The sequence below is a fragment of the Microcoleus sp. bin38.metabat.b11b12b14.051 genome (assembly GCF_013299165.1).
Lineage (GTDB): Bacteria > Cyanobacteriota > Cyanobacteriia > Cyanobacteriales > Microcoleaceae > Microcoleus.
Window position 1 is genome coordinate 55849 of record NZ_JAAFKD010000025.1, and the last position, 21977, is coordinate 77825.

Below are 21977 nucleotides of genomic sequence, written 5' to 3' on the forward strand. Positions count from 1 at the left end.
ATTGCTAGCATTTTGAAATAAACAGGACAGTCATGGTTCAAACTATAGACAATCCCACAGTTTCCCCCACAGCCGAGCAGCATTTCACTTGGCGCGGATTGAATTGGCAGCAGTTTAAAGCAATTCAATCCAGCTTTGAAAATGTGCCTGGTGTGCGGTTATTTTATTGTCAAGGAGTGTTAGAGATTGTGGGCATTAGTAAACCTCATGAAGCGTTTCAATCCATAATTGGCGTATTGCTTGCGATCTACTTTGAAGTTAGGGAAATTGAGTTTTTTCCCAGCGGTGCTTACAGCCAGATTGTTGAGGATCAAGTCGAGTATCAGGCAGATTTGTCTTATTGTTTCGGGACAGATAAGGATGTTCCTGATTTATGTATTGAGGTAGTTATTACTAGCGGCAGTCCGATTAAACTTCAGAAATATCGGTTGATGGGTGTGCCGGAAGTTTGGTTTTGGGAAGACGGAACGCTACAACTTTACCGCCTACAAGAGCAGGGTTACGAGCGAATTGCTAGTAGCGAATTGCTGCCTGAGTTAGACTTATCTTTGTTGAAGCGCTGCATTTTGTTTACTTCGCCTCTGGAAGCATTAAAAGAGTTTCGTAGAGGGATTAGTAGCAATGACTGATTCAAATTTACTCGATCGCGATCATATCAAAATAGTAGAATCGCAAATTTCCGAAGTTACCGTGTACACCGATCGCGCCCTAATTACCCGCCGCGGCACAGTAGCCCTGACAGGAAACGAGCGCGAATTGACCGTTGCGTCCCTCCCCACAACCCTCGAAACCGAGTCAGTCAGGGCTACGGGCGCAGGTACAGTCGCCGTGCGATTGCTGGGAGTACACACCGAAACCGTGTTTCACAGCGAACCTACGGGCGATCGCATCCCCGAATTAACCGCACAAATCCAAGAGTTAGAAACCCAAAAACGCGCAATTAACGATAGAATAACTGCCAGAAAAATTCAACTCCAATTTCTCCAAGGTTTAAGCGAAAAAAGCGTCGGTTCTTTTTCCAGCAGCATCGCCAAACAGCAGATAGGTTTAACCGAAACCAGCGAATTGCTCAACTTCTTAGGAACCAATTACCTAAAACACGTAAGTGCGATCGGGCAACACGAAAGACAGCAGCGCGACTTAGACAACCAAATAGAAGCATTGTACCAGCAGTTGCACCAAGTACAAACTCCCTATTCCCAGCAAAGTTTTAACATCATTGTCGCGATCGAACCCAGCGGCAGTGGCAATTTTGAACTAGAAGTTTCCTATGTAGTCATGGGAGCTCGTTGGACTCCTCTCTACGACTTGCGAGTCAATACTACCAACAACCAAATCAATCTCAATTACCTAGCCGAAGTCAATCAAAACACAGGCGAAGATTGGACGGGAGTAGCGCTGACTTTATCCACAGCCAAACCTGGAATGGGAACTTTGCCACCAAAACTCCAACCCTGGTTTATCGATACTTATAGCCGAAATTATGCTCAAACCACAGAATTGGAGAGGATGAGCCGATCGAGAGCCAGTGAGGCAGAAGTTCCAGATATAATGATGGCTATGCCTCATAGTGCTGCCGATTCCGCACCCGAACCCATAGCAGCTCAAACCGCGACAGCAACATTATCTAAAGAAGGTAGCACCGTCTCATTTCAAGTAGGAGGAAATACCAATATTCCCAGCGACGGCACACCCCACAAAGTCACTATTTTCAGCGATAATTATCCCTATAAACCTGAATATGTCGCAGTGCCGCGTTTAGTAAGCTTTGCTTATTTGCAAGCAATTGTCACCAATCCGACGGCAGGTGCAACTCTGCTTCCCGGTAAAGCAAATATCTTTCGCGACAACACATTCGTCGGCAATGTGCAGTTAAAAAATGTTTCCCATGGCGAAGAATTTAAGCTGAATTTAGGAATAGATGAAGGATTAAAAATAGAGCGGGAATTAGTGGAAAGACAAGTTGATAAAAAACTGATCGGCAATCAGCGGCGCACCACCTACGCCTATCGGTTAATTCTGACAAACTTGCAGCAAGTACCTGCAAAATTGACACTAAAAGAGCAACTTCCAGTCAGTCGCAAAGAGCAAATAAAAGTGCGCTTGACTCAGACAAACCCGAAGATAGTAGCAGGTGAAATGGGACTCTTGGAATGGATAATCTCTCTGCCACCGCAAGCCAAGCAAGAGTTACATTACCAATTTGTTGTCGAACATCCTCCCGAATTAACTGTCATCGGTTTAGATATTTAATTAGGATTTAAACTCTTAAGCTGTAGCGGGGGCTAAAGCTTATAACAATATTGTAGTAATAATTATTAAAAATGATATAACATCGTGTCCAATGGATTAACAACAGTAAAATTAGTTCGTAGTGGGGACTTCAGTCCGCTCCGGGAGAACGGACTGAAGTCCGCACTACAAACCGTTCGTAGTGCGGACTTCAGTCCGCAGCATTTTACGGACTGAAGTCCAGTAAAATTCGTTCGTAGTGCGGACTTCAGTCCGCTCCGGGAGAACGGACTGAAGTCCGCACTACGAACCTTTCGTAGTGCGGACTTCAGTCCGCAGCATTTTACGGACTGAAGTCCAGTAAAATTCGTTCGTAGTGCGGACTTCAGTCCGCAGCATTTTACGGACTGAAGTCCAGTAAAATTCGTTCGTAGTGCGGACTTCAGTCCGCTCCGGGAGAACGGACTGAAGTCCGCACTACGAACCGTTTTTGTCGTCGTAATCAACCGGACATGGTATAAATTACGTGCAGGACAAATAAATTTTATAAGATTGAGAATTGTAGCAAAAATTGTTTAAACTGGTGTTAGTTTTAGGCGCTAGCTTAAGCATCCTTACTGAAGATTTCTTTGGCTATTGGAATTTCAATGACAAATTCTGCTCCTTTGCCTAACTTTGAGTTACAATATAAATTTCCACCATGTCGATCTACCACAATTTGGTGACTGACAAAGAGTCCTAGTCCAGTACCTTTTCCTACGGGTTTCGTAGTAAAAAATGGATCGAATAATTGTGGTTGTGATTTTTCCGAAATTCCTAAACCATTATCTGAAATTTTGATTGATATTTGATTTTTGCTCACAAATAAAGTTTGAATTTTTATTTCTCCTTGACCGCCCATACATTTACTATAAATAGAATCAATAGCATTCTCTAAAATATTCATAAATACCTGATTTAGTTGACCAGAATAACACTGAATTCTGGGTAATTCAGCATAATCTTTAGTCACGATAATTGCAGGATGTTCTGCTGTGGCTTTCAGCCGATTTTGAAGCAGCATCAGCGTACTGTCGATACCCTGATGAATATCCACTCGTTTTAATTGGGCCTCATCGTGACGGGAAAAATTCCGTAATGACTGAACTATTCCCCGAATTCTATCTGTTCCTATCCGCATAGAATTCAGAAGTTTGAGCAAGTCTTCTTGCAGGAAATCTAGGTTAATAGCCTCAATTTCTGCTTTAAGCTTTGTTGGGGGATTGGGAAAGTGTTGTTGATAGAGGTTGAGCAAATCCAGTAAATTTTGGAAATATTCCCTAGCCGGAATCAGATTTGCGTGAATAAAATTCAGTGGATTGTTAATTTCATGGGCTACCCCCGCAACCAGATTCCCAATAGAAGACATTTTCTCACTCTGAATGAGTTTGGCTTGGGTACGCTTTAGTTCGCGCAGAGTAAGTTCTAAATTTTCAGCTTGTAGTTGTAATTCAAATTCGGCTTGTTTGCGGGCGGTGATATCACGGATTGTAATCGAAAAACCATCACCTAGCTTGACTGCTACAAAGTGAAACCAGCAAAAATTTCCTAATTCATAGTAAAAATCCTGTTCTAAAGTTTGCCCCGTTTCTACAATGTTAACGAAGTGATTAAATAGTTCTGGATTAACATGATTCGCGATTTTTCTTAATCCCAATTTACCAATCATTTCTTCACGGCTGTGTTTAAAAGCTCTAGCAATCACGGGGTTGACGACTAAACACCGAAAATCCTCAATCTCCGCTGTTTGGGTGTTACGAACAGCCTGCATTGCAGCAATACCATCGAGGGAACTATTCAAAACACTAGCAAGTAAAGCCCTCGATTGATAAAGTACCTCTTCTGCTTCCCGGCGCTTAATATTTTCTTGTTCCAGAAGCCGTTGCTGGCGTTGAATAGTTAACTGATTTTCCAGACGCGCCAATACTTCTTCGATGTGAAATGGTTTAGTGATGTAGTCTATGGCTCCTGACTCAAAGGCGGTTACTTTGTCGAAGACATCATCTAAAGCACTAATGAAAATAACTGGAATCTGGCGGAAATTTGCATCGCCTTTGAGAGTTCTACAGACTTGATAACCATCCATTTCGGGCATTTTCACATCTAAAAGTATCACGTCTGGCCGCTTTACCTTCACCGTTTTCAGTGCCATCCGCCCGCTGGTGACGCTGCGAACAGTGTAGCCAATTTGGAGGAGCGCATCGCTTAGTAATTGTAGATTTTCTAGCATATCGTCTACAATTAGAATATTACCCTTATTTTTTATTTCACTATTAATACTCATTGGTTATCAGCGGCTCGACTACATCAAGAATCTGTTCAAATTCAAATTGACGGGCAAGTTTTTTCAGGGATTTTATCAAAACAGTTTCTGTCTTAGGTATTTCTTCTACCAGTTGCAATACTAGGTTACTATTAGCCTCCTGTGCAGCTTCGTATAGTTGACTAATCCATGCTTGATTCATACAGGCTAAATCTTCCGATGTCAAGGTGCGTTTCTCTGTATCATCCAAGACATGAGATATTATTTCTGCATAGATATATTTTACTCCTAAATGCTTGGTCAGGGTATCAAAAATATTGCGTTCAACGAAGGGTTTGCGAACAAAGTCATCACATCCAGCCGAAAGCACGATCGCCTTTTCTTCTTCCAACACGCTCGCCGTTAACGCAATTATAGCCGTAGCATTGCCTTTGGTGGTGGATTTGATGTATTTTGTCGCTTCGTAGCCGTCCATCACAGGCATCCTCAGATCCATCCAAATCAGGTGCGGTTCCCATTCATCCCAAAGGGCGATCGCCTCTTGTCCGTTACTAGCTTCTTTCATCTCAAATCCCAAGGGACTCAACAGCTTAATTAGTAATTGTCGATTAATAGATTTATCATCGACTGTGAGAATTTTATATATAGGTTGACCTGGCGCAAGTCCGAGCACTATGGAATGATGTTCTCCTGCAATCTTGCTGTTGATTTGTTGAGCCAATTTTACCTGAATATAGAAGGAGAAAGTTGTACCTTTTCCTAATTCGCTTTCTACGGAAATATCTCCCCCCATCAATTGTACAAATTTCCGACTGATGGCTAAACCTAAGCCTGTACCTTCCTGCATTTCTTTTCCAGCTTGGGCTTGACTAAAGGCATTAAAAAGTTTTGGCAATTCAGCGGCTGCAATCCCTACCCCAGTATCGCGAATGTGGAAATGCAGAGTAAAAACATCTTCTATTGTTTCATTGCCTTTCCAAACACTCAAACAAATCAATCCTTTTGGGGTAAACTTAATCGAATTAGTCAGTAAATTAAGTAATATCTGACGGAGTTTGATTTGATCGGTGCAAATATTACGAGGTAATGATTCACTTCGCTCAAATATTAATTTTAATCCGGCATTAGTTGCTTGTAAATGTAGCATATCTTCTAACTCATCCAGGAAGCGATATAGGTCGAATACCTGAGGAATGACGGTGACTTTGCTAGCTTCAATTTTTGATAAATCAAGAATATTATTAATCAGCGTCAATAGGTAATCACCGCTGCGATAGATGATGCCAGCATTCTCGTATTGTTCGGTGGGGAGAGCCTTGGTTCTTAACATTAATTGCGAAAAGCCCAGAATCGCATTGAGGGGCGATCGCAATTCGTGGCTCATGTTGGCAATAAAGGTACTTTTAGCTTGATTTGCTACTTCGGCTTTTTCTTTGGCGATCGCCAATTCTTCTGTTCTTTGTTGAACTTTCTCTTCTAAAGTTTCAAACAAGTCTTGTAATTGATGAGCCATCCTATTAAATGAAGCAGCCAGTTCTCCTAATTCGTAAGTTGGCTCGATATCCACAGTTTGATATAATTTGCCTTCAGCAATATTTTTAGCAGCACTATTCAGTTTTAAAATTGGTTTTGTCACGGAAGTTGCAGTTAAAATACCAATGATTATTACTAATGTTAAAGCGACCAAACATAAGAGAATTGTCTGCCGAGTATTCGCATAAATATGTTCGAGAAAGTCTGATTCTGGCACAACAGTCACAATCAACCAATCTATCCCTAATTCATCTTGATAGGGAGAAATTTGTAAAAATTGTAGGTCGTCATTATAGTTAAATTCAAGTTGATAGCTTCGCTCAACTCGATCAAAATTAACAAAATATTTTTTTAAATACTTACCTGTAGCTTGAATGAGAGGATCGCTACTGCGATCGATAGAGGGTCGTTTGGTTTTTTTGAAATCTTTACTCTGATTGAGACTGCTTTCATCTTGAGAAGTCGCTACTAATAACCCTTCTCGATCGAAAATAAAGGTTTTTCCATTCTTGCCAATCTTATGTTTGACAAGAAAAGCTTGAACCTTATCTAATTCATAAGTAGCAGACATAACACCTAAAAGTTTCCTGTTTCGATCGTAAATAGGCTGACAAAGCTCTAGGAAAAAACTATTGTAGTCAATTCCTGAATAAATTGGCTGCCAATTTAGTTTACCTGCTTTGACTGCTCCAATATACCAAGGACGCTGCCTGGGATCGTAATATTTAGTAAATTTTTTCATGACTTTGGTAGGCTTACCTTGGGGACTAATGGCATATTCAGAGGTAAGATAATTAGTAGAAGCATTCGATACAACAAATCTTAATTCTCCATTTTCAGGCTTTCTCCAAACCTCTAAATATTGATTGTTATGTTGATAGGCAAAACTGATCCTACTCACTCGATCGAAATTTCTGATCGTTTGCCACAAATAATGATAATTTTTAGGATCTTGATTGTGTAAATCGAGACTTAGCTCGCCCCGTTCAATAGCATCAGTATTAAGTTTATGAATCAGAACCAAAGAAGATAACTGGTTTTCAATATATTGTTCTATTTCTAATGTAATTTTTTCGCGCAATTGAGAAGCAATTTCATTGACTGCTTCTTTGCCATTTTTATAAGACAGAAACCCCACTAATCCTACTATGATAAAAATTTCAATCAAAAAGGGAACAGTAAAAATAATTCTTAGGGGTATTTTTCCCAATAACTTAGAGAATAAATTGTTGAAATGAGAATATTTCATGGGATTACAACCTTATTGTTTCAATCAAATGTGTATCGGCTCAATTAATAGGGGTAAATCGCTCATCGACAAGCCTCAAATATCGCAAAATCTTTCCAAACACGGTCATTGATTGAGCGGATACTGCGAGTTTTTTCAACAGAAGGCTGACGGCTGCGATCGCCAAAATAACCCACCAGCCCCACTCGCCCGACTATTTGCAGTACAAACGGGACAATCAACACTAATCTGACACAGATTTGTGCGATTTTTGGGATTTTTGGGCGATCGCGCTAATTATCGGCGATGGCGGGTCGATCTTCGCGTGATGTGATTTTCCGGTGGGATTTCGATCGGCGATGGTGGATTGACGATTTGGTTTCTTTAAGGAAAAAGTAGGTAAACCCTCAAACCATTGTCATTTGTTTCTGGTGGTGGTAGCTGCTGCGAACAATATCAAACAGACGCCCCCGCCTTTCACCATCTGACTAACCAATATACTGCTAAAATTACCGATTCGTCATTGGCTGTTTTTCACCGCTATCTTTCGGCCGCTAAATATATGCACCTAAAACAACCTAAAATATAGTTATAGAGCCAGAAACCGGGTTTGATACAGGCAAAAATATCCTGATACGGCGTTTCCCAAGGGATTTAGGTATTCACCAATTAATTAACCATTCCTAAATACCGCAATCTAAAATAATAGTTCCATACTTCGGGGCGATCGCCCCGATATCTAAAATCTCAACTTCTCCAGAAACCCGAGAAATGCTATACAACTTGATTGGGTGCAAATATCTAGCGCAACATCCGCATCAGCTTGCAGCCTTGTAGGGTGGCGCAATCCCAGCAAGTGCGACGAAATTTCGATCGCACTCTCATATCATCTCCGATGGATTACCATCACAAAAACGGCTTGTAGCGCGCCGGAAAGTCCGCTATCAGGCTGCGAACTTTCCGGCGCACTGTCAACCGATCGCACTCTCAGAGGCGATCGCACAACTGGGAATCCAATACCGAGCTTTCACAAAGCTACCTGTAATTGGTAAACTGCAAAGCCACGGGATAATCTTCTTGTTTCAAGCGTTGAATCACCAACTGCAAATCATCTTTATCTTTAGCAGAAACCCGCACAGCATCGCCTTGAATTGAACCTTGAATCTTTTTAAACTCATCGCGGATTAACTTAGTAATCTGTTTGGCGATTTCCTGAGTGAGTCCTTTTTTTAGTTTAATTTCTTGACGGACGCGACTGCCACTCGCTGGTTCAATTTTGCCGTAATCAAAAATTTTCAAAGATAAATTCCGCTTAGCGGCTTTTGTTTGCAAAACAGTGTGAATCGCATCCATAGTAAATTCGCTGTCGGTATTGACAGTGATTGATTCTGCGCCCAATTCCACCGTAGTTTTGGTATCTTTTAAGTCGTAGCGGCTTTGAATTTCCCGCACTGTTTGGTCAACAGCATTAACTAATTCTTGCCGATCGAACTCGCTGACAATATCAAATGAATAATTAGCAGCCATAAATTAGTAATTGGTAAATTGGTAAATTGGTAAATTGGTAATATCATGTCCCGTCAATTACCATTATAAAAAAGGTTCGTAGTGAGGACTTTAGTCCGCATAATGATAGGACTGAAGTCCTCACTACAAACCTTTTTTATTGAGAGCATTCGATTGGACATGATATAACTGGATATTTAGAATTGTTGTCATCAGTCATTAATTAAGCGTCTCTTAACTAATGACTAATGACTCATGACTAATGACTACTGACTAATGACTAATGACTACTGACAATTATCCCTTGACAGCCATCAAACTGAAATAGAATAAAGAGACAGTGCAAGAAGAACTAATCGCAAACATGAGCGATCGCCCCAGAGGCACATTCAGAATATAGAAAACCGAAAACAACAACCGGGCTAGAGGAAAAGCAATCGCAGCCCAGCCCGCCGCCTCCGAATCAACCCCCGTCACAAAAGCCATCAAAGCCGCCGCTGAGAACAGCATAAACGTCTCAAACGAATTTTGGTGAGCCCAAGTTGCCCGCTGAGCGTAAGCAGGCAACCTGTCAAACATAGCGCGAGGTGCTGCTTGGTCGTAGCCTAACTGCAAGCGGGCGAGGGCAACCACCAAAAACGGTGCATAAACCAGCGCAGCAGCAGCAGCAACAGAATCAAGCAGAATAACCGACACAGGCAATCCCAACAGCATCATCAGCCTCACATTTCAATCAAAATAGAACAGAGTCACCACTTTGCGCTGTTCCTCCGCATCCTGGCAAGTTTTCAGCAATGTGTGGCTTTCGTGAAAAGCAAAACAGATCAGTTGCTGGCAGCGAGAAATAATCTCTTGATTGCACATGGCGCTTGCTTCCGGGAGAGACAAGCTATCATTTTTGGGATTTTCTACCAAATGTATGACTTGTTCGAGCTGCTCGCGGGACTCCCGAGGCTGGCGGCTCATGCTTTGGGGCAAAATCACCGTCAGCAGATTAGGATCTGCTCGCATTGCTCCCCGAATTGCGGCTGAATTGGTGCCTGTAGCCCCCGATGTGATGAGCTGGTTGCCTCCCAGAACTAAGGCGTAGCTCAGCATCTCAATTAGCTGCTGGTGGGTAATAGGAACGTGGCGAGAACCCAAGAGAGCAACCCGCTTGGAGCTTGTTTGCTGGATCGCCGCAAGTTCTTGTAAAAAATCATCAACTCTGGGTAGCTCAATTGATTGACTCAAAGAATTTATTAAATTAAATAAAACTACGTTGTGGATTCTAGCAGACTCACTAGCAATTGCCACCAAAAAGAAGTTAAGAATTGCTGATTAAAGTCGATCGCACTAGAAGACGGGGACATTTTAGGCCGCGATTCGGCAGAATGTCCGAAGGCATTGGGCAGCCAGAGAGCGAGGTAGAATTCAAGAAAAATTTATAATTTAAGAATTTTTGTTTTTATTTTTCAAACTAAAAACTTTTTCTGCTTTCTTCCCTCTGCCGCATAAGTTTTTCCCTGAAATCCGGCTGCCTCATACCCTGCGATCGGGCCCGACATACTAATGGACTCGATCGCCCAAACCCAAGGATGCCATCATGGCCTTAAGGTCAAAGTGTTCTGCCATTAGCTGACTAACGCATTCCACCTTGATCGGTTCGTGCAGGCGCACGCTGCCAAAGGTGCTGTCGATAATTTCCACTGTGGTTAAGGTATCCAAATCCACAGACAAAACAGGAATTTCCATTTCTTCTGCCCTGCCGATCACGAGGGGAGAAGGAGGCAAGTGCCCGGTGAGAATTAAGCACTGAGTCGAGCTTTCCAGAGCCGCTAGCTGAATGTCCGTGCGATCGCCCCCCGTCACCACCGCCATATTTCTAGCTTTGCGGAAATACTTCATCGCAGAGCTAACATTCATCGCACCAATTGTCAAGGTTTCCACCATCAAGTCCAAACGGTCTCCACGGCAGAGCACGTCAGCTTTCAACTGGTGCACCAATTCTTTGACGCTGACACTACGCAGCAAAGCGCTTCTCGGCAGCATTCCCAAAACTGGAATACCCTGTGCCTCCAGAAAAGGCCGCACAGTCGCCGTTACGGATTCGAGTTTGTCGGAGGGAACGTCGTTGAGCACCACGCCAGCCAAGCGCGCACCCAAACGCTGCTTCGCCGACAGCAAATCGTCTACATAAAGATCGATCGGGCGCACTACCAGCAGCACAGAAGCATCAACTGCCTCAGCCACTTGAGGCAAAGACAAGTCAAACAGACTGCCTTCCTCCAAATTAGCGGGGCCTTCTAACAGCACCAAGTCTCCGCTGGGATCTTGCAAATATTGCGTTAGAGAGTGGCGGTAATCTGTCTTGTCTTCTCCCCGCAAACGTTTGTGAACCGTTTTTTCGTCCAAATACAGCAGAGTTGACGGTATCTGACTTTCTGAGAGTTTCAGCGTCTCTACCGCAAACCGCACGTCTTCCTCCTCGCCTCCAGCTCCCTCGGAGCTGAAACAAGTTCCCAGAGGTTTGCCGTAGGCGACGGCGAGTCCTTGTGCCCGGAGTGCGAGGGCCATCCCCAGGGCGATCGCGGACTTGCCGCTGTAAGCTTTTGTGGAACCGATCAGTAAATATTTAGTCAATTTGGGTACGCCTTTACTCCTCAATTTGCACCTGTCTATTTAAATAAATTTAGTTTATTCAACAGTATTTCAGCAGTGCGATTCTATTTCGCAATATGATTATACTCGATTTTGTCACTTTTGCGCGCATCTGTTTTTTGATTTCTCTTTTTATCCTTCGGTTTGCGAGTATTTTAGTTGATTTTTTTTAGTTTTTTTTATCTGTTTGAAACAATATTTTAGAGCCGTATTAAGTTAGTGATATCATCTCCTATCGATTACCCTAACAAACACAGTTCGCACGTGCCCACTTTCAGGGCTATTTCATTCTTTGTAGGGGCAATCCCCCCCTGAAGAGCCCCGATGCCCGAAATGAATGATAACTCTTCGGTGGGGGGGGGTAGGCACGGGGGCACTACCCCTACAAAACCCTCGTTTTTTCGAGAATGAAATAGCCCTGCCCACTTTAGTCCGCAGCCGGAGAACGGACGCCAGGACGCACTACGAACCTTTCTGGCAGAAGTGCGGATTTAGATATTTATTTCTGTGTTTTCCCGAATTTTTCCGCAGTTTTATATTGAGCAAAATACTAATTTCGACATAGAAAACACGCTATGAGTCTTGATTTATTTCCGTAACAGTTAACAATCCATCTGGAGGATTGTGATGATTAATTATGAGTGCGATCGCTCTCCTTTTCAGTGAACTTTTGCAGTCGGACAGATATATCAGTTCTCGCTAAAGATGAAGTATTGACCTGCTCGATCCCTTAATCCTTTAATCCCCCAATCTCAAATCTCAAATCTCAAATCTCAAATCTCAGCCTAAACCTCACCTTTTTGAGACTCGGCTATAAATAATCTGTGGGATTGGGATGGGGGCCGTTGTTGCGGCTGATGGCGATGCCAGCCCGATCGCTCTTGAAGCACACTAGATTGAGTTGAGTTAACTCAACCTACAGACTTTTGATCTCAACTACCGAGCCGCAAAAGTTGAACGAAATCTGACGGCGCGATCGCACTTGCTGACACCCCATTCAAAACCGCCAACAGTTCGCCAGAGTTAGCAATTGTGATTGAGGTTGCGCCATTGCCTTGGCTAATGCTCAGTTGAGCAAAAGTCAAACCGCCGGCTAAACTCAGCAAATCTTCCCCTTTCCTGAAGTCAGAAATAGTATCACTTCCTTGACCGGATGTCAAGACAAATAAATCGCGTCCGCTGCCGCCGATTAAAATATCGGCGCCCTCACCACCAATCAACACGTCATCCCCAGCACCGCCTCGCAAGCAGTCATTGTCTTTACCGCCCAAAATCGTATCGTTGCCAGCATCGCCGTCGATCGTATCGCTGCCTTCATTACCGAACAACAGGTCATTGCCCGCACCGCCGCACACTTGGTCTTGACCGCCAGCAACACCAACAGGCAAGGGGCTGCCAATATCCCCATACACCGTGTCATCGCCATCGCCACCGCAGAGAGAGTCATTGCCTTGGTCGCCCAACAGCAAGTCGTTGCCCGAGTCGCCTAAAATGACATCGTTGCCCTTGCCGCCGCGGGCAGTATCGTTGCCCTCACCGCCAGAAAGCGTATCAGATGCATCCTGACCGCTGAGGTTGTCATTGCCCTTGCCACCGAATAACAAGTCGCTGCCGCCACGATCGCGATCGGATTCGCTGTTAGTACCGCCGTAGAGGCTGTCATTTCCTTCTTCGCCCACAATAGTATCAGAGCCGCGTCCGCCCCAGATCAGGTCGTCATCTTTGCCACCGAAAGCAGCGTCGTTACCCTGACCCCCAAAGATGGTGTCGTAGCCAGCTTGACCGTTGAGGTAGTCGTCGCCCGGGCCGCCAAACAGCAAGTCGCGATCGACAGAAGGCCCGACGGGAGTGTTGCTGATCAATCCGCCAAATAGGTTGTCGTTCCCCGCCGCACCGACAAGTACATCGTCTCCGCCCAACCCGTTGATGCCGTCGCGGCCGCTGGCGCCAGTGAGGATGTCGCCGGTAGCGCTGCCCACCAGGTTGTTATCAACAGGATTGAAACCTTGAAGAGGACTGATTGCCGGTAAGGTAATTTGCGCGCAAATGCCATCTGAATCGTCAGGTTGCTGCGGAGTTGGTGTCGGTGTCGGAGTTGGTGTCGGTGTCGGAGTTGGTGTCGGTGTCGGAGTTGGTGTCGGTGTCGGAGTTGGAGTTGGAGTTGGTGTCGGAGTTGGTGCTGGTGTCTGCCCTAATATCGGCTCAAGTGTCGGCGAAAAGTTGATAATTGGTGCCGGTGTCGGCCCTGGTGTCGGCGAAAAATTGATAATTGGTGCAGGTGTCGGCCCTGGTGTCGGCCCTGGTGTCGGCGAAAAGTTGATGATTGGTGCAGGTGTCGGCCCTGGTGTCGGCGTCGAAACAATAATTGTCGGCGAAAAGTTGATGACTGGTGCAGGTGTCGGCGCAGGTGTCGGCGTCGAAACGATAATTGTGGGCGAAAAGTTGATGACTGGTGCAGGTGTCGGCGTCGGTGTCGGCGTCGGGGCGATGTCGTTGTCGGCGATGGTGACGGTAACGGGTGCGATCGCCACTGGCAAGTATTCGCCAGCGCTGCCGGGGGCGACGCTGGAAAAAATCAATCCCGTGTGAGTTCCTTCAACAACAGTGTCGTCGGTAGCTTTGACGGTGACAGTTTGCGCTGCATTCCAGTTAGCGGGGGTAAAAGTGATGGGTGCGATCGCATCTATTTGACTGCCCGCAGCGAAGTTGACGGTAACTTTAGCAGTTGGCGCTTTGGTGAGGACAACGCTGTAGCTGCCATTGGCACCACCTTCAGCAGCATTTGTACTCGTCGGAATAACGGCGATGCCGGGACTGTCGTTATCGAGAATCAAGACATCGACTTTGGGGATGCCGATATTGTTGTAAGCCAGATCGGTACTGCTAGCGCTGGATGCGATCGTGCTCAGGTGCGTTCCTTCGACTGCGGAGTCGTCCACGGCTTTGACAGTGGCGGTTTGCGGCAGGTTCCAGTTAGCGCTGGTAAAGGTGAAAGAGGCGATCGCTTCTATTTGACTGTCTGTGGCGAAGCTAACTTTAACATCATTTTTGGGCTGGCTGTTGAGCGCTACTTGATAGGTGTCGGTGGCGCCGCCTTCAACGACAATGGTATTACCCCCTGTTTGGGTAACTGTCACGCCAGCAGCATTAGTGGCTGTATCGTTGTCGGTGATGCTGACGGTGACTGGTGCGATCGCCACTGGCAAATATTCCGCCGCGCTGCCTGCTGCGACGCTGTGGAGAATTGTACCGCTGTGGCTACCTTCAACCACAGTATCGTCCGTGGCTGTCACCGTTACTGTTTGCGCCACATTCCAGTTAACCGGAGTGAAAACGATCGGCGCGATCGCATTGATTTGACTGCCCGCGGCAAAGTTGACCGTAACGTTAGCAGTTGGTTTAGTGTTGAGCGTTACTGTGTAATTGCCTGTGGCGCCGCCTTCAGTAGCAGTGGTGTTCGCAGGTGCGATCGTCACGCTGGGCGTACTCGGACTAGCGACATCATTATCGGTGATGATGACTGTGACCGGCGTGATCGCGACAGATTTATATTCCACAGCGCTGCCGTTAGCGATGCTGTGGTTAATCGTGCTTGTGTGCAGCCCTTCCACAACAGTGTCGTCCGTAGCTTTCACCGTGACTGTTTGCGGTACGTCCCAGTTGGCGGAGGTGAAAGTAAATGTGGAAATCGAGTCGATTTGAATGCCCGTATTGAAGTTGATCTTAACTGGCGCCGTCGGTTTGCTATTGAGGGTTACTTTGTAATTGCCTGTGGCGCCGCCTTCAGTAGCAGTGGTTTCGGCAGGGTTAATTGTGACTCCGGCGGTATCGTTGTCGGTAATTTGGGCAGTGACGGAGGGAGTAGCAATCAGGTTGTATTTCGCGTCTGTACTGGCGACTTTGTGGGCGATCGTACTGGAGTGCGTGCCTTGAGCCACAGCATCGTCCACGGCTTGCACAGTCACCACTTGAGGCACGTTCCAGTTAGCGGGAGTAAATTTCAGAGCGATCGGGTTTCCGCCGCCAGCCCCCACGTCGCTTTGGGTGCCTGGAGAGGCGGTGACAGTAACATCGCCTGCGGGCTGGGTGCTTAACACCGCTGTATAGGTATCCGTCCCTCCGTCTTCGCTGATTTTGCTGACGCCACCTGTCTGGGTAATTTTTACCTGTGGCGTATCGTTGTCGGTAATTGGCAAAGTCAGACTCGCAAAAGCAGTGCCGTCCAAGGTGACGGGTACAGCGCCGTCGTAGTTTGGATCGGCACTGTTGACGCTGCCAGTAATGGTGCTGCTGTGAGTGCCTTGAGCTATGGCATCGTCTACTGCCTTGACAGTGATAGTTTGAAGGACGTTCCAGTTGCTGGGAGTGAAGTAGAAGCTGACTGGGTTGTTAGCACCGGCTCCCAAGTCTGTCTGTTCGTCTGGGTTAAGAGTAAAGATTACCAGTTCGGTGGGTCGGCTTCTGAGGGCTACTTTATAAGTTTTGGGGCTGCCGCCTTCTGCTAGAGGAGTATTGGGAGGGACTGAGGTGACAACAATGCCTCTGGTATCATTGTCGGCGATCGTCAGCACAGCCCTGTCGGGGGAACCGAGGAAGTAGCCAGTACCGGGGTTGAGGGTGAGTTGGACAGTTTCACTTGGGTCAAATACGTTGTCATCGACGGGAGTCATTGTCAAATCTACGCTTGCAACCCCAGCGGGTATCGTAACTATGCCGGTACTTGTCGTGAAGGAGTTAGCGCCTGTCACACTATAGTCGGTGCTGAAGGTGGCAGACCCCGCTACATTCAAATTGACGACGACATCTCCGGTGGTGTTATTGGTGCGGGTGATTCTAAAAGTGCCGGGAACCGAACCTGCTTCGGCGGGATTCCCCAGTGAGGTGATGCTGAGGATGGGGAGATTGATTTGATTGGGAGCTAGCGTCCCAAAGATGGTAGTAGTTGCGTAGTTAGTAGACTGACCGGGCGCAAGAGAAAATGTATTTCGCAGACCCAAAGTCACGTCGTAAGGGGCTGCGTCGATGAATTGATTGGCATCATTATCGCCGAAGATTATGTCACCTAATGTATTGCCCGAGACAATCCTGCTGCCCAATCCGGGGAAGCTGTTAATTTCGTAGCGGCCCGGCGACGCAGTGGTTCCCCCTAGAGCCGTAATTCCCAGAAAGGTGGTTGAGTTTGCAGGATTATTGCCGCTGTCAGTCTCGAAGAGAATTTCTTGTGCCCCTCCTCCTGAAACAATACGGCCGCCAGTGTCTTGAATAGCGCCATCAAATTGCAAGTCGCCGTCCACGTAACGGATTAACTCGAAGCCAGTGGTTGCAGGGCCGGGGTTCGTAATTCTATAAGCTTGAGTTAAAAGGCTACCTTTCCTTCCCCCATCAACGATCAGGTCTGTGACGCTCTGAATCAGTTCAAAGTCAAGACCGTTGAAAGTGAATTTGCTTTGAACGCTGGTTGGGCTTAAACTCGTAAAACCTGGATTGGGCTGTGCGCTGGAACTAGCTATCGAGCCTGTAGTCAAAAAAGTCCGGGTCGTACCGCCAAATCGGATTGCCACTCCAGACTGATAGGTGGTTTTAGACGGCTGGACAGATACGGTTGTACCGATCGGGTCATAAAACGCATCAGTGGTTCCGCTGCCGTTAACAGCAGACCCGAAAGACCCATAACCATCTACCCCGATGACTACGCCTCCATCTCCAAATGATGTATTCAGGTTGACTAAGGTAAATGCATAATTTTTCAGAGTTTCAGGATGAATTGGCGCATCTATTTCTATTTCGCCTGTGGTAGCCTGAAGCTGCCAATCTCCTCCTAAATCTGCACTCCCTGTCAGGGTTGTAGAAGCTGCGATTTTTGCTTTGGTCAGGCTGCTGATTTGCTGAATGAATGCTTGACCGCGATCGCCTGCTGCAACACTGCAACCGTAGAGCAGAATCTCTGCTTTTGCGCTCAGCGATGCGGCCCATTTTTGCAGTTGGCTGGCGCAAGCATCCAGTGTCTCTAAACTTAATTGAGCTGTCCCTAATTGCAAGCTGCCTGGGCTGCCGTGGCAGATGACGTGCAGTGCAGATACATCCTGACAATTCGTCAGATACTCGCTAATCAGGGCAACACCGTCTTGCTTCGAGTCGAGGATAACTGTTGCAATTCCGGGTTTGACTCCGGCAACTAAGCTTTGATAATCTGCAACGGCCGCGTCAATAAATACAATCTCTGAAATTGCTTTTGGTAATGTGCTTGCAGCCTGCTGAAAATTGGCAATTTTTGTACTACTTGCTGCGGTTGTTGTAGCGCGTCGAATGGTAATTTTTGTGGAGCGATCGCTAATTAAACAATTTGTAGAGAGTTCCCTGGTTAGCTGAGTCATAATATACCTCTTGCAAAATTCGTAGATGTTGGTGTGTAGCTGCTATACCTGATATCTAGTCTTGAATCGGCTATCCACTTACTCAACATAATTATTTAAGAGTAAGTACGATCGATGGTGTTTGCGGTCTTAATATTTACCACAAACAATTGATTTAAAGCATCTCCATTTTTAGGAAAAAGACACTTAAAAAACAACTCATCATTACTCCAATCCTCTTCCTTCCCGGTAGAGGTAACTGTCAACCCCTCGACTCCCCTCGACTTCGCGGGCGGGCAAGTCGCTCGGGGCTAGCTGTCAACTCTTCGACTCCCCTCGACTTCGCGGGCGGGCAAGTCGCGAGCGCGCAAGCTGTCAACTCTTCGACTTCGCTCAGCGCAAGCTGTCAATTGTCAACTGTTAATCGATGGTGTTTGCGGTCTTAATATTTACCACAAACAATTGATTTAAAGCATCTCCATTTTTAGGAAAAAGACACTTAAAAAACAACTCATCATTACTCCAATCCTCTTCCTTCCCGGTAGAGGTAACTGTCAACTGTCAACTGTCAACTGTCAATTGTCAACTGTTAATCGATGGTGTTTGCGGTCTTAATATTTACCACAAACAATTGATTTAAAGCATCTCCATTTTTAGAAAAAAGACACTTAAAAAACAACTCATCATTACTCCAATCCTCTTCCTTCCCGGTAGAGGTAACTGTCAACCCCTCGACTTCGCGGGCGGGCTAGCTGTCAACTCTTCGACTCCCCTCGACTTCGCGGGCGGGCAAGTCGCGAGCGCGCAAGCTGTCAACTCTTCGACTTCGCTCAGCGCAAGCTGTCAACCCCTCGACTCCGCGGGCGGGCTCTTCTGTCAACTGTCAACTCTTCGACTCCCCTCGACTTCGCGGGCGGGCAAGTCGCGAGCGCGCAAGCTGTCAACTGTCAACTGTTAACTGAAATATTTGCCAGTAAGTTGCTACCAGGAATTGCTAGAATTTAATTCGGTTTAGTGCCGCTTATTGGCAAATTTTGAGCATGAAAATTAGACCGTAGTAATAATGACGGTTGAGCAACTATCTCAGAAACCCCGAACACAAAATCAGGATTATATTAAATTCCTGCGAGCGTCAGATCGGTGAAAATCATTTGCTGAAGACAGGCTTAATTATTTAAGGGATTTTGTGAGAAATTAACTAATTTTAGTTTCGCTCTCATCTTAAAATACCTCAGTGATACTACTGAGAATGTTTACAAATATTAATACCTAGATAAAGTTAGGATTTTGGCGGAATTGTGCCTTACCTCAAATCGGACAGCAATTCCCTGGTATTGGAGCATGGAGCATTGAAAATTAAATAATTGCGAATCTCATGTTCGGTGGATTACAAACGGTTTGTAGTGCGGACGCCAGGACGCTCTGCATCTGGCGGTTCAAGTCCGCACTACTTGGACGATCGCGCGCGGTTAATCGATCGCATACGATATGACTGCTCAGAACAACTAAGGTTGAGATATTCCTTTCTGTTGCACGATTTTTATCAACAAGTTTCAGCAAGGGGCTTTCACGCTTGTTGCACAACAAATACAGCAGTTTTTCATTGCCTAAAATACAGGTAGGGACTCAAGGTTTGCTTGAGTCCCTACGCGAAATCTGTATCGCAATCAATGAAAAACTGCTGTAAATTTGCTTGAGGAGCGAGCATCAGCATCGCGCCCAAAGCGATGGGGAATCATCCCATAACTTAGTTAGTGTTTGGACTTAAACAATAAAACAGACGCAGCGATCGTGTAATATCGCCGTTTGTCGCGGCCGCAGACAGTTAGTGCGCCTCTGAACGCGCCAATCCTGGGCGCAATTTCCCAAGGGCGGGTGCAGTGAAAATTACTCATCCATCCGCATCAGCTTGCGGTAAAACGTTTTGGAAAAATCGACGGTACGAGTGCGCTGAAAAGTCAAAAGTACCTCAATTAAGCAACTGACAAACTCAGAGCTTTGCATCGTCACTTCATAGCTGAGTTCCGCATTGCCGTCAAACAACACCTGACAGCGGGTCAAATCGATCGGCAGCGACGGGATATTCCAACTAGCGACAAACGGCACGTCCTCGCCACCGTCAATTTTTCTTGCTCCCTCCAAGCTTTTGAGCTTGTAGAGACCGATCGCGTGCGGCAAAAACTTGCGCCGGGGCTCCTGACAAAAAGGTGCGTACACTTTCACTTCTCTGTCGTCGGCTGGCTTCAGTTGAGGAAGAGACATATTTCCACATCCTGACAATTACTACTAGCAGTTTAGTTGAGCTGCTGTGCAAAAATTAACAGATATTCCAGGGCAAGCGCAAGCACGCACTCAAGCCCAAGAGTCTGTGGAATGCCAGTTTAGCCTTGCGGTACAAGTCGCGTGTCCCCGCCCACAAGCTCGGGTCTGCTTTCGCCAAAAGCTCAGAAACTGATACAGTAAATACTTATCTCTAAAATCAAAAACTATTGGTGGTTGAATCAAGTAACCTATGCAGGATAGTTCTTGGCCAGAAAACGACGCTCGCACCGAGCTTAACTTGGACATCCCTGATTTGGCTCAAGAAGAGCTCAAGAGTTTGACCTCGAACTCGAAAGTCGCCAAAGTATTTGCTTTACCAGACATCGGCGACTCCATGTTTGATGCGGAAACAACAACAGAGCGAACGGTGGGGGTGTCTGTGCCGGGATCTCCTTCTTTTCCTGACAATCTGTACCGTGGACGGCGGGGAAAAGCCGCGGCGGTACTGGCGGCAATTTGGGGAGGGACGATCGCCCTGCACTTGATTTCTTGGGGTGCGTGGGTAGTCTGGGCGCTGACGGGGCTGCTGTGGGTGCAAGCCCTGCGAGTTTTGTTGGCCAAACCGAAACCGACACTGCCGCCTCTGGCTGATGAAAGTCGAGAAGACTGGCCCTACGTGTCGCTGCTGGTGGCGGCAAAAAATGAGGAAGCGGTGATTGCTCGATTGGTAGAATCAATCTGCAATTTAGATTATCCGATCGACCGTTACGAACTTTGGGCGATCGACGATCGCAGCAGCGACGCTACGCCGATGGTATTGGAACAGCTAACAAAACAGTACCCGCAGCTCAAAGTATTTCGCAGAGAAGCAAATGCCAGCGGCGGCAAGTCGGGAGCCCTGAATCAAGTTTTGCCGCTGACTCGCGGGGAATTTGTGGGCATATTTGACGCCGACGCGACGGTAACGCCGGATTTGCTGCGCCACGTGCTGCCGGTGTTCGATCGACAACAGGTAGGGGCGGTACAAGTCAGAAAGGCGATCGCCAATGCCGCGGTAAATGTTTGGACTCGCGGCCAAGAAGCAGAAATGGCTCTCGACAGTTTTTTCCAGCAGCAGCGGACTGCGATCGGCGGCATTGGAGAATTGCGCGGTAACGGTCAATTCATGCGCCGCACCGCCTTGGAACGCTGCGGCGGCTGGAACGAGGAAACAATTACCGACGACCTGGATTTGACGGTGAGGCTGCACCTAGACCGTTGGGATATTGAGTTTCTGGCTTTCCCAGCCGTGTCTGAAGAAGGTGTCACTAACGCTGGCGCCCTGTGGCACCAGCGCAATCGGTGGGCAGAAGGTGGCTATCAGCGCTATCTTGACTACTGGCGGCTGATTTTACGCAACCGCATGGGAACTGGCAAAACTTGGGATTTATTTGGATTTTGGGTATCTCAATATCTCTTGCCTACTGTAGCTTTCCCCGATTGTTTGATGTCTGTGGCGCTGCGCCGGATGCCGATCGCCAGTCCCCTAACTTTCATGACTCTTACCTTGTCAGTGGTGGGAATGTTTGTAGGTCTGCGCCGCACTCGCAAACAGACTAAATTTGAGGTAAAAACAGTTTTTGTCACCTTGCTGCAAACGCTGCGCGGTACTGTGTATATGTTGCACTGGCTGCTGGTAGGGACTGTCACGGCTCGGATTGCGGTACGGCCCAAGCGGCTTAAATGGGTCAAAACTGTTCATCAAGGCGCTGCTACCATCAATTCAGTTGACAGTTGACAGTTGACCAGGGACAGTTGGCAGTTGGCAGTTGGCAGTTGGCAGTTGACAGTTGACAGTTGACAGTTGACAGTTGACAGTTGGCAGTTGTTAGTTGACAATTGACAGCTTTAGTCAGTTGGCAGCGACCTCTAACTGGAAGGA

12 protein-coding genes are annotated in these 21977 nt (G+C 46.5%); 4 read left to right on the top strand and 8 right to left on the bottom strand.

The annotated features are described in order from the left end of the window. The first annotated feature begins 32 nt into the window (after positions 1-32). Both QZW47_RS22710 and QZW47_RS22715 read left to right on the top strand, forming a co-directional pair. Entirely contained in the window at positions 33-629 is a 597-nt protein-coding gene (locus tag QZW47_RS22710) for a Uma2 family endonuclease (protein ID WP_293131841.1), read from the top strand. After that, positions 622-2253, top strand: a complete 1632-nt coding sequence (locus QZW47_RS22715; RefSeq protein WP_293131844.1) for a mucoidy inhibitor MuiA family protein — start codon at positions 622-624, stop codon at positions 2251-2253. Before QZW47_RS22710 ends, QZW47_RS22715 begins: the two co-directional genes overlap by 8 nt. 583 nt (positions 2254-2836) lie before the next feature. Here the strand turns inward: QZW47_RS22715 and QZW47_RS22720 are convergent. Then, entirely contained in the window at positions 2837-4555 is a 1719-nt protein-coding gene (locus QZW47_RS22720) for a response regulator (protein WP_293131847.1), read from the bottom strand. Then, positions 4545-7316 (bottom strand): ATP-binding protein, encoded by a 2772-nt coding sequence (locus QZW47_RS22725; protein ID WP_293131850.1) that lies wholly within the window; start codon positions 7314-7316, stop codon positions 4545-4547. The genes QZW47_RS22720 and QZW47_RS22725 overlap by 11 nt, the downstream gene beginning before the upstream one ends. Positions 7317-8086: 770 nt before the next feature. Between QZW47_RS22725 and QZW47_RS22730 the strand changes: the two genes are divergently transcribed. After that, on the top strand, positions 8087-8347 hold the full coding sequence (locus QZW47_RS22730) for a hypothetical protein (RefSeq protein WP_293131853.1): 261 nt from the start codon (positions 8087-8089) through the stop codon (positions 8345-8347). On the opposite strand, the gene QZW47_RS22735 is transcribed toward QZW47_RS22730, so the two are convergent. The 6 genes from QZW47_RS22735 to ebsA all read right to left on the bottom strand — a co-directional run bounded on the left by QZW47_RS22735 (position 8331) and on the right by ebsA (position 20056). Next, a complete protein-coding gene (locus QZW47_RS22735; protein WP_293131856.1) occupies positions 8331-8822 on the bottom strand; it encodes a YajQ family cyclic di-GMP-binding protein in 492 nt (163 codons plus the stop codon). The two genes, QZW47_RS22730 and QZW47_RS22735, sit on opposite strands and share 17 nt — an antisense overlap. A 276-nt stretch (positions 8823-9098) precedes the next feature. Continuing rightward, complete coding sequence (locus QZW47_RS22740) at positions 9099-9515, bottom strand: MAPEG family protein (RefSeq protein WP_293131937.1); 417 nt, start codon at positions 9513-9515, stop codon at positions 9099-9101. 15 nt (positions 9516-9530) lie between these two features. Beyond that, entirely contained in the window at positions 9531-10034 is a 504-nt protein-coding gene (locus tag QZW47_RS22745; protein ID WP_293131869.1) for a DNA recombination-mediator protein A, read from the bottom strand. Positions 10035-10349: 315 nt separating this feature from the next. Then, positions 10350-11447 carry a phosphotransacetylase family protein gene (locus tag QZW47_RS22750; RefSeq protein WP_293131872.1) on the bottom strand — a complete coding sequence of 366 codons (1098 nt, stop codon included), beginning with the start codon at positions 11445-11447 and terminating at the stop codon, positions 10350-10352. A gap of 926 nt (positions 11448-12373) precedes the next feature. After that, complete coding sequence (locus QZW47_RS22755; protein ID WP_293131874.1) at positions 12374-17815, bottom strand: DUF4347 domain-containing protein; 5442 nt, start codon at positions 17813-17815, stop codon at positions 12374-12376. A gap of 1866 nt (positions 17816-19681) precedes the next feature. Beyond that, on the bottom strand, positions 19682-20056 hold the full coding sequence (gene ebsA, locus QZW47_RS22760; RefSeq protein ID WP_293131878.1) for a type IV pilus biogenesis protein EbsA: 375 nt from the start codon (positions 20054-20056) through the stop codon (positions 19682-19684). A gap of 250 nt (positions 20057-20306) precedes the next feature. On the opposite strand from ebsA, the gene QZW47_RS22765 reads away from it, so the two are divergent. Then, a complete protein-coding gene (locus QZW47_RS22765; RefSeq protein WP_293131880.1) occupies positions 20307-21833 on the top strand; it encodes a glycosyltransferase family 2 protein in 1527 nt (508 codons plus the stop codon). Positions 21834-21977: the final 144 nt, after the last annotated feature.